This is a genomic window from Mesorhizobium sp. M1A.F.Ca.IN.020.03.2.1 (assembly GCF_004023205.1).
Lineage (GTDB): Bacteria > Pseudomonadota > Alphaproteobacteria > Rhizobiales > Rhizobiaceae > Mesorhizobium.
Window position 1 is genome coordinate 1 of record NZ_RZSV01000230.1, and the last position, 8,619, is coordinate 8,619.

The following is an 8,619-nucleotide window of genomic DNA, read 5'->3' on the forward strand; positions in this document are numbered from 1 at the left end:
GCCTCGGCAATTTCTATTCGATCCATGAGCTCTTGGAGACCGAGACTTTCGGCGGCAGGAAATGGCCGGGCGAGGTGCTGCGGCTGGCGATGCTGATGACGCATTACCGCGAGCCGATCGACTTTTCCGTGCGCAAGCTGGAGGAGGCGGAAAACACGCTGCGCAAATGGAAACGTGCGGCCGACCTTGCACCCGCGGCGGCGAGGGACCTGCCGGCATACGTGCTGGAGGCGTTGTCCGACGACCTCGCCACCTACACTGCCTTTCAGCGATTGACGCAGCTTGCCGGCGAGGCGGTGGAGTTCACTGGCGCCGGCGAGAACGCCGCCGCGGCTTCACTGAAAGCGGCGCTTGCCTTTCTGGGTTTCGATGTCGGCGCAGCGAAGGTGGACGAAACCGTGATCGCTGCGGCGATCGCCAGGCGTCTGAGGTTCATCGCCGATAAGAATTGGCCCGAAGGCGACCGCATCCGCGACGAGCTTCTGGCGCAGGGCGTTCAGCTCAAGGACGGCAAGGATCCGGTCACCGGCCAGCGCGTGACGACCTGGGAGATCAAGCGGTGAGGGTGGCGCAGGGGATCGTTTCAGGACTGGCGGAGGCCCCGGTGACGTCCAATCTCCCCCCTTGCGGGGGAGATGTCCGGCAGGACAGAGGGGGGTGCGAAGGAACTCCAGGGTTTGAGTTTTCCCACTCACACACCCGCTATTTCCTAGGAGGGCAGCACTCTCTCGTTGCTACGTCGGCGGGACAGCACCCCCCTCTGTCCTGCCGGACATCTCCCCCGCAAGGGGGGAGATTAGCTCGGGCGTGCGATTTCGTTAGTCGCAAACGTGAGGGCGTGTAGCTATGGTCACGACCTCGTTCCATCCCGTCAGCGCAATAACGCCAAGTCCATGCGGCGTGCCATGACGGATGCCGAGCTGAAACTTTGGAACGAGTTGCGTGCCCACCGCTTGATGGGCATGAGCTTCCGGCGGCAGGTGCCGATCGGGCCTTATATCGTTGATTTCGCGTGCTCGGCCCATCGCCTCATAGTCGAGGTCGATGGCAGCCAGCATGGCGATGCGGAACACTTAAACCGTGACGAGGCAAGAAGTGGCTATCTAGCTGCAAGCGGCTGGACCATCCTGCGCTTCTGGAACGACGACGTGATCCGCGATATCGACAATGTCTGCCAGCACATCGTCATTGCGGCCGGCCTGGCCGGCGCCGAAGTGCCGGAGACCGCAACGCAGGAGCTCGTTCCATGATCGATCATCTCGGCATCAGCGTTTCCGATTTCGAAAAGTCCAAGGCCTTCTACGACAAGGCGATGGCGCCGCTTGGCGCTTCGCTGCTCTACATGGTGCCGGAGGAATATACCGCCGGCGCCAAGGTCGGCGGCTATGGCCGCGACCGGCCGGTGTTCTGGCTGAGCGCGGGCAAGGAGAAGCCGAAGGACCATCAGCATGTCGCCTTCACCGCGCGCAGCCGCGCCGAGGTCGACGCTTTCCATGCCGCGGCCCTTGCGGCCGGCGGCAAGGACAATGGCGGGCCGGGGCTGCGTCCGCATTACCACCCCAATTATTACGGCGCCTTCGTCTTCGATCCCGACGGCAACAATGTCGAGGCGGTCTGCCATGATCCGGAGTGAGCTCGATGGGAGGGATCGATGAGCCTTGATAACCGGCCGGTCTATACGGGCGGGTGCCAGTGCGGCGCCGTACGTTTCCGCGTTGAGGGCGCGCTGGGCGATGCCTCGGTCTGCCATTGCCGCATGTGCCAGAAGGCGAGCGGCAATTTCTATCTGCCGCTGGTCTCGGTGCGCGGCGCCAGGCTCGACTGGACGCGCGGCGGGCCGAAGCGCTTCCGCTCGTCCAGCGCGGCATGGCGCGGCTTCTGCGCCGAATGCGGCACGCCGCTGACCTTCGAGGCGCCGGACGGCGTGGCGCTGGCGATCGCCGCCTTCGACGACCCGGCCGGCATCGCGCCAACCATCCAGTGGGGCGTCGAAGCGAAGCTTCCCTATGTCGACGGCGTTTCGAAACTGCCCTCCGAGGAGACGATGGGCGATATTTCGTCGGCGCCTTATCTCGCCGAGCTCGTCTCCTATCAACATCCCGATCACGACACGGACCAATGGCCGCCGGAGGAAAAACCATGACCGATGAAATTCGAACCGGCGGCTGCCAGTGCGGCGCCGTGCGCTTCCGCGTCCACGGCAAGCTCGGGCGCCCGTCCATCTGCCATTGCCGCATGTGCCAGAAACAGTTCGGCAATTTCTTTGGCGCCCTGGTGACGGTGCCGAAGGATGGCGTCGAATGGACCCATGAGGAGCCGAGCTATTTCCAGTCCTCGGTCAACATCGATCGCGGCTTCTGCCGCCGCTGCGGCACGCCGCTCACCTACCGCCAGCCGGGCGGGCTGGAGATCGCCATCGGTGCCTTCGACGATCGTTCGGACTTGGCGCCGCAGATCCAGGTCAACTACGCGGTGCGGCTGCCCTGGGTGGAGAAGATCTTCGAGGCGCCGGTCCACGACGACCCCGACTACTATCGACGGCAGGAGCAGATCATCTCCTTCCAGCATCCCGATCACGAGACGGCCAACTGGCCGCAGCAGGGACTGAAACTATGACGATCCACAGCAGCTCCTTGCGCACGCTCTATCCCGAGATCGAGCCGTTCGAAACAGGCATGCTCGATGTCGGTGATGGCCACACCATCTATTGGGAGCGCTGCGGCACCAAAGGCGCCAAGCCAGCCGTATTCCTGCATGGCGGCCCTGGAGGCACGATCTCGCCCAAACACCGGCGGCTGTTCGACTCGAAACTCTACGACGTCATCCTGTTCGACCAGCGCGGCTGCGGCAAGTCGACGCCCAATGCCTCGCTGGAAGCCAACACCACCTGGCATCTCGTCGCCGACATTGAACGCCTGCGCGAGATGGCGGGCTTCGACAAATGGCTGGTGTTCGGCGGCTCGTGGGGCTCGACGCTGGCGCTCGCCTATGCCGAAACGCATCCCGAGCGCGTCAGCGAGCTCGTCGTGCGCGGCATCTATACGCTCACCCGCGCCGAGCTCGAATGGTACTATCAGTTCGGCGTCTCCGAGATGTTTCCCGACAAGTGGGAGCGTTTTCTCGCGCCGATCCCCGAGGCCGAGCGCGGCGACATGATGGCCGCCTACCGCAAGCGGCTGGTGGGCACCGACCGCAAGGCGAAGGTCGAGGCGGCGCTTGCCTGGAGTCTGTGGGAAGGCGAGACGATCACGCTTTTGCCGGAGCCGGAAACCAGCACGCCTTTCGGCCAGGACGACTATGCCATCGCCTTCGCCCGCATCGAGAACCACTATTTCGTCCATGCCGGCTGGCTGGAAGAAGGACAGCTGCTGCGCGATGCCTGGAAGCTGAAGGACATCCCCGGCACCATCGTCCACGGCCGCTACGACATGCCGTGCCCGGCGCGCTATGCCTGGGCGCTGCACAAGGCCTGGCCGAAGGCGGATTTCCACCTCATCGAGGGCGCCGGCCACTCGTATTCGGAGCCGGGGATTCTGGACCGGCTGATCCGGGCGACGGATAAATACGCAGGCAAATAACCATGCAGGTTTGTGCTCTACGGCGCCCCCGGCGCGAAGGATCTCGACTTTTCGAGCTACAGCCATGATGAAGCAACGCCTCTACCTCTTCGACACCACGCTGCGCGACGGCCAGCAGACGCCGGGCATCGACTTTTCCGTCGAGGACAAGATCGCGATCGCCAAGCTGCTTGACGAATTCGGCATCGACTATGTCGAGGGCGGCTATCCCGGCGCCAACCCGACCGACACCGCCTTCTTCCATCAGAAGCGCACGGAAAGCGCGAAATTCGTCGCCTTCGGCATGACCAAGCGGGCAGGGGTTTCGGCCTCCAACGATCCGGGGCTGGCGGCGCTGGTGCAATCGAAGTCGGACGCGATCTGCTTCGTCGCCAAGAGCTGGGACTATCACGTGCGCGTGGCGCTCGGCTGCACCAACGAGGAGAACCTTGAGTCGATAAAGGTCTCGGTCCAGGCGGCGGTCGCCGCCGGCAAGGAGGCGATGGTCGACTGCGAGCATTTCTTCGACGGCTTCAAGGCCAATCCGGCTTACGCGCTGGCCTGCGCCAAGACGGCCTATGATGCCGGGGCGCGCTGGGTGGTGCTATGCGACACCAATGGCGGCACGCAGCCTTCGGAAGTGCGGGCCATCGTCGAGAAGGTGATCGCGGGCGGCATCCCTGGCGACCATCTCGGCATTCATGCCCATGACGACACCGGCCAGGCGGTGGCGAATTCCCTTGCCGCCGTTGAGGCCGGTGTGCGCCAGATCCAGGGCACGCTGAACGGCATCGGTGAGCGCTGCGGCAACGCCAATCTGGTCACAATCATCCCGACGCTCGCGCTCAAGCCGGCCTTCGCCGATCGCTTCGAGACAGGCATTTCGGCCGAAGCACTGACCGGCATTTCGCGGCTCTCCCGCGCTTTCGACGAGTTGCTCAACCGCGCGCCGGAAGCTCAGGCGCCCTATGTCGGCTCATCCGCCTTCGCCACCAAGGCGGGTATCCATGCCTCGGCGCTGGCCAAAGAGCCGGCGACTTACGAGCATGTGCCGCCGGAAGCCGTGGGCAACCGCCGCCGTGTCATGGTCTCCGACCAGGGCGGCAAGGCCAATTTCCTCGCCGAATTGAAGCGGCGCGGCATCGACGTGCCGAAGGACGACAGCCGGCTCGACGCGCTCATCGCCATCGTCAAGGAGCGCGAGGCCGAAGGCTACGCCTATGAGGGCGCCGACGCCTCCTTCGAGCTCTTGGCCCGCAAGACGCTGCACGGCCTGCCGGAGTTCTTCAACGTCACCTCGTTCCGCTGCATGGTCGAGCGCCGCTTCGATGCCAATGGCAACCTGAAGACCGTGTCCGAGGCGATCGTGAAGGTGATGGTCGACGGCGAGGAGAAGATGTCGGTGGCCGAAGGCCACGGCCCGGTCAACGCGCTCGACATCGCGCTGCGCAAGGATCTCGGCAAGTATCAGAACGAGATCGTCGACCTCGAGCTCGCCGACTTCAAGGTGCGCATTCTCAACGGCGGCACCGAAGCCATCACCCGAGTGCTGATCGAATCGCACGATTCCACCGGCGCCCGCTGGTGGACGGTCGGCGTATCGGAAAACATCATCGACGCCTCCTTCCAGGCGCTGATGGATTCGATCATCTACAAGCTGATGAAGAACCGTGATATGGCTGGCTTAGTCGCGGCGGAGTAGGTTGAACCATCATCAAAAGTCCATTGATCCATCAGAATTTTGCGATGGTCTTGGACGGTCCCCTGGGCCATAGCGTTGGGCCATGGTCACCGCAACAGCCGATCTCGATCAAGACGCCAAGGCCCGCCGCGGCTTCCTTTTGGCCCTCGGCGCCTATTTCCTCTGGGGGCTGTTGCCCTTCTACATGAAAGCGGTGGCGCACCTGCCTCTGATCGAGGTGATCTCGCACCGGATCGTTTGGTCGGTGCCGATCGCCGCTGCCGTGCTGGTCTGGGCCGGCCGCACCGCCGACTTCAAGGCCGCGATCCGCTCGCCGAAAAGCCTCGCCATGGCGGCGCTGACGGCGACGCTCATCTCGGTCAACTGGGGCATCTATGTCTGGGCGATCGCAGTCGACCGCACGGTCGAGACGGCGCTCGGCTACTATATTAACCCGCTGGTCAGCGTGGTGGTCGGCGCCGTTCTCCTCGGCGAACGGCTCGACCGGCTGCAGATCGCGGCGGTGGCGCTGGCCGCCATTGCGGTGACCGTGCTTACTGTCGAGGCCGGCAAATTACCCTGGGTATCGCTGGCATTGGCCTTCTCCTTCGCCGCCTACGGCTTCTTCCGCAAGACGCTGCCGATCGGGCCGAGCCAGGGCTTTCTGCTCGAAGTTCTTTTGCTGTCGGTGCCGGCGCTTTGCTACATTGCCTACCTGATCGCCGCGGGACAGGACCATTTCATCTCCAGCACCGGCGCCGACACCGCGCTGCTGATCGGCTGCGGCCCGGTGACCGCGGTGCCGCTTCTGCTCTTTGCCTTCGGCGCCAGGCTTTTGCGCCTCTCCACCATCGGCATCATGCAATATATCGCGCCGACGATGGTGTTCCTGATCGCCGTCCTGATCTTCGATGAGCCGTTCGGCACCACGCAGGCCATAGCTTTCGCCCTTATCTGGACTGCGCTGGCCATGTACAGCTGGTCGATGTTCAGAGGGCGCGAGGTTCGCCAGGCGGGTCCCGCGACGAGGTGAGGGCGGCAAATGTACCAGCTTTATATCGGCAACAAGAACTATTCGTCCTGGTCGCTGCGGCCTTGGCTGCTGATGCGGACCCTCGACATTCGCTTCGAGGAGCGGCTGACGCCGTTCCCGACCGGTTCAAGTTTCAGCCTCTTCCGGTCATTCTCGCCGAATGGCCGCGTGCCCTGCCTGGTCGACGATGGCTGGGCGGTGTGGGATTCGCTCTCGATCGTCGAATATCTGGCAGAGCGTCATCGAGGCGTCTGGCCGGCCGATGCGAAAGCGCGCGCATGGGCGCGCTCCGCCGCCGCCGAAATGCATTCGAGCTTTACCGCGCTGCGCAATGACTGCCCGATGAGCTGTGGCGTGCGCGTCAATCTGGCATCGATGTCCGATGCGCTGAAGCACGATCTCTTCCGCCTGGGCGACTTGTGGAACGACGGCCTTGCGCGCTTCGGCGGACCGTTCCTAGCCGGAGACCACTTCACCGCGGTCGATGCTTTCTTCGCTCCGGTCGTTTTCCGGGCACAGTCCTATGGACTGGCATTCGAGGGCGCCGCCGCTGCTTATCCCAAGCGGTTGCTCGATCTGCCTGCCATGCGCGAATGGTATGCGGCCGGTCTCGCCGAGACATGGCGCGAGCCGGACCATGAGGCGGAAGTCCGCGCGGCCGGTACTGTCGTCGAGGATCTGCGCGCGAGCGCATAAGACGCTAAATCCGGCCCAGCCGTCGCACGACCATGTAGACGATCCCGGCGACGACGACCGCTATCGCCGTCACCACCCAGAAGCCGAGCGCCGTGTCGACCAGCGGGAGCCCGCCGACATTCATGCCGAACAGGCCGGAGATGATGGTCATCGGCAGCAGCACCGCGGTCATGACGGAGAGGATGTAGAGCAGCTGGTTCAACCGCTCAGTCAGCTTCGCCATTGACTCGTCCTGCAGCTGCTCGCCGTCATGATGCAGCGGATGCGCGCGGCCTTGCCGCCATATCGCCGATCGCTTCCGTTAGGATAAGCCTCCACGTCTGAGCGAGCCGCTGCCGCTCAGACCAGATAAGATGGGCCGCCCATGAAAGGGAAAGCCCGCCCCTGGCAATCTGGGACGGGCTGGCCTTCGCTAGCAGCCTTCGGTGGTCTTTTTCATCTGGCCAGGCGCGGCCGTTTTCGCATCGGTATCCTGCTGTCCGGGAGCTGCCTGCTTCGCGCTGCCGGTCTGCTGGCCAGGCGCGCAGTCCTTTGCCGAATTGGTCGCGCCCGTGGTGGTCGAGTCGGTGTCCTGTGTGCTGGGTGTCGTTGTCGTGGTGGTCGTCGTCGTGGACGATCCGCTGGTGGTGCTGCTGGATTGCGCCATCGCAAGGCCGGCGGACATGGCCACAATGGCTGAAGCGAGAAGAAGCCGTTTCATTCATCATCTCCTGGAAGCGGCAATGTCCCTTCTGTTATGAAACAGCGAAAGGAAGCGGCGGTTCCCTTGGCTGTAGCCGGTGGTGACCAGGAAGGAGCCGGTGCTCTACCGGACGAGGCCGAGCGTGACCTGAGCGCCGGCAGGCGCCTGCGCGAAGGCAAGTCCAGCCCGCGGCTGGCGCCAGTGATAAAAGCATCGAGACTGAACAGTCCTACTCCTGCTGTCCCGCCAACGCCGCCTGAACGGCCGCCATTCCGGGATCGCGACCCTTGAGCAGATCGTCGATCGACCATGGCGCGGCAATGTCGGGCTCCAGCGTCTTGAGCGCAACCGGCTTGCGGCCCTTGCCTTTGTCGATGGTGGCGACAAGCACGGGCGTCGTGCCCGTGGCGGAACTCGGTTGCGCCATGCCGACGAAACAATCGGCGTAGGCCTTGCAGCCGTTTTGAAGGTCATAGCGCTGCGTCGCGGACTGCAGCATGAGGCCCGAATGCGGCAGCGTCACCTGCTGCTGATCGGCGAAGAACATCATGCGGTCGCCGGGCGCTTCGCCGACCAGTGTGACCCTGTCCCCGCCAGCCTGCTTGAGATAGGCGACGTCGACAATTCCCGCCGAAAAGGTAATCGGGCTTTCCAGCACGAACAGCCGTCCCGGCGGTTTGACGCGGGACGGCCAGGAACTGAGCGCATCGCGGGTCAGCATCAAGTTGCCGCCGGTGTTGAAGCGCATGTCGAGGACGAGGTTCTTGCGGCCGAGGCGGACCCGGGCGGCTTCGACCTCAGCCAGGAAATCGGCGATCTTCCCGGTCTTGCCGTCGACGTTGCGTCTGATCTCGGCGACGATGCCATCGAGTTCGGGCGCATCGCGCCAGCGGAACGGCTGTTCCTGATCCTGCAGCGGCCAGGGCGCGCGGCCCTTGGGAAAAATCTTCACCCAGTCGCGGCGCTGCGG

10 protein-coding genes and 2 pseudogenes are annotated in these 8,619 nt (G+C 64.1%); 9 read left to right on the top strand and 3 right to left on the bottom strand.

All coding sequences use genetic code 11. The features are described from left to right. The 9 genes and pseudogenes from EOA79_RS26210 to EOA79_RS26250 form a co-directional block, all read left to right on the top strand. Nucleotides 1-563: pseudogene (locus tag EOA79_RS26210) on the top strand (cysteine--tRNA ligase); the annotation flags it as partial. 267 nt (nucleotides 564-830) lie between these two features. Next, nucleotides 831-1,250 (top strand): DUF559 domain-containing protein, encoded by a 420-nt coding sequence (locus EOA79_RS26215; RefSeq protein ID WP_281058585.1) that lies wholly within the window; start codon nucleotides 831-833, stop codon nucleotides 1,248-1,250. Beyond that, nucleotides 1,247-1,633, top strand: coding sequence for a VOC family protein (locus tag EOA79_RS26220; protein ID WP_066997387.1), 387 nt, complete (start codon nucleotides 1,247-1,249; stop codon nucleotides 1,631-1,633). Before EOA79_RS26215 ends, EOA79_RS26220 begins: the two co-directional genes overlap by 4 nt. A gap of 18 nt (nucleotides 1,634-1,651) precedes the next feature. After that, nucleotides 1,652-2,143, top strand: coding sequence for a GFA family protein (locus EOA79_RS26225; RefSeq protein ID WP_095823668.1), 492 nt, complete (start codon nucleotides 1,652-1,654; stop codon nucleotides 2,141-2,143). Next, on the top strand, nucleotides 2,140-2,616 hold the full coding sequence (locus tag EOA79_RS26230; protein ID WP_095777832.1) for a GFA family protein: 477 nt from the start codon (nucleotides 2,140-2,142) through the stop codon (nucleotides 2,614-2,616). Before EOA79_RS26225 ends, EOA79_RS26230 begins: the two co-directional genes overlap by 4 nt. After that, complete coding sequence (gene pip / locus EOA79_RS26235; protein ID WP_095823667.1) at nucleotides 2,613-3,578, top strand: prolyl aminopeptidase; 966 nt, start codon at nucleotides 2,613-2,615, stop codon at nucleotides 3,576-3,578. Before EOA79_RS26230 ends, pip begins: the two co-directional genes overlap by 4 nt. Nucleotides 3,579-3,642: 64 nt before the next feature. Beyond that, on the top strand, nucleotides 3,643-5,259 hold the full coding sequence (gene cimA, locus EOA79_RS26240; RefSeq protein WP_095823666.1) for a citramalate synthase: 1,617 nt from the start codon (nucleotides 3,643-3,645) through the stop codon (nucleotides 5,257-5,259). Between the two features lie 82 nt (nucleotides 5,260-5,341). Next, the gene (gene rarD / locus EOA79_RS26245) at nucleotides 5,342-6,271 is read left to right on the top strand and encodes an EamA family transporter RarD (RefSeq protein WP_095800101.1); all 930 of its coding nucleotides are present in this window, start codon (nucleotides 5,342-5,344) and stop codon (nucleotides 6,269-6,271) included. A 9-nt stretch (nucleotides 6,272-6,280) separates the two neighbouring features. Continuing rightward, nucleotides 6,281-6,967: a glutathione S-transferase family protein gene (locus tag EOA79_RS26250; RefSeq protein ID WP_095823665.1), complete on the top strand. Its 687-nt coding sequence runs from the start codon at nucleotides 6,281-6,283 to the stop codon at nucleotides 6,965-6,967. Between the two features lie 4 nt (nucleotides 6,968-6,971). On the opposite strand, the gene EOA79_RS33780 is transcribed toward EOA79_RS26250, so the two are convergent. The 3 genes and pseudogenes from EOA79_RS33780 to EOA79_RS26265 all read right to left on the bottom strand — a co-directional run. Next, nucleotides 6,972-7,190 carry a CorA family divalent cation transporter gene (locus EOA79_RS33780; protein WP_245322288.1) on the bottom strand — a complete coding sequence of 73 codons (219 nt, stop codon included), beginning with the start codon at nucleotides 7,188-7,190 and terminating at the stop codon, nucleotides 6,972-6,974. A 189-nt stretch (nucleotides 7,191-7,379) separates the two neighbouring features. Next, the gene (locus EOA79_RS33785; RefSeq protein WP_095800099.1) at nucleotides 7,380-7,667 is read right to left on the bottom strand and encodes a hypothetical protein; all 288 of its coding nucleotides are present in this window, start codon (nucleotides 7,665-7,667) and stop codon (nucleotides 7,380-7,382) included. A gap of 211 nt (nucleotides 7,668-7,878) precedes the next feature. After that, nucleotides 7,879-8,619, bottom strand: a pseudogene (locus tag EOA79_RS26265) (S41 family peptidase); the annotation flags it as partial.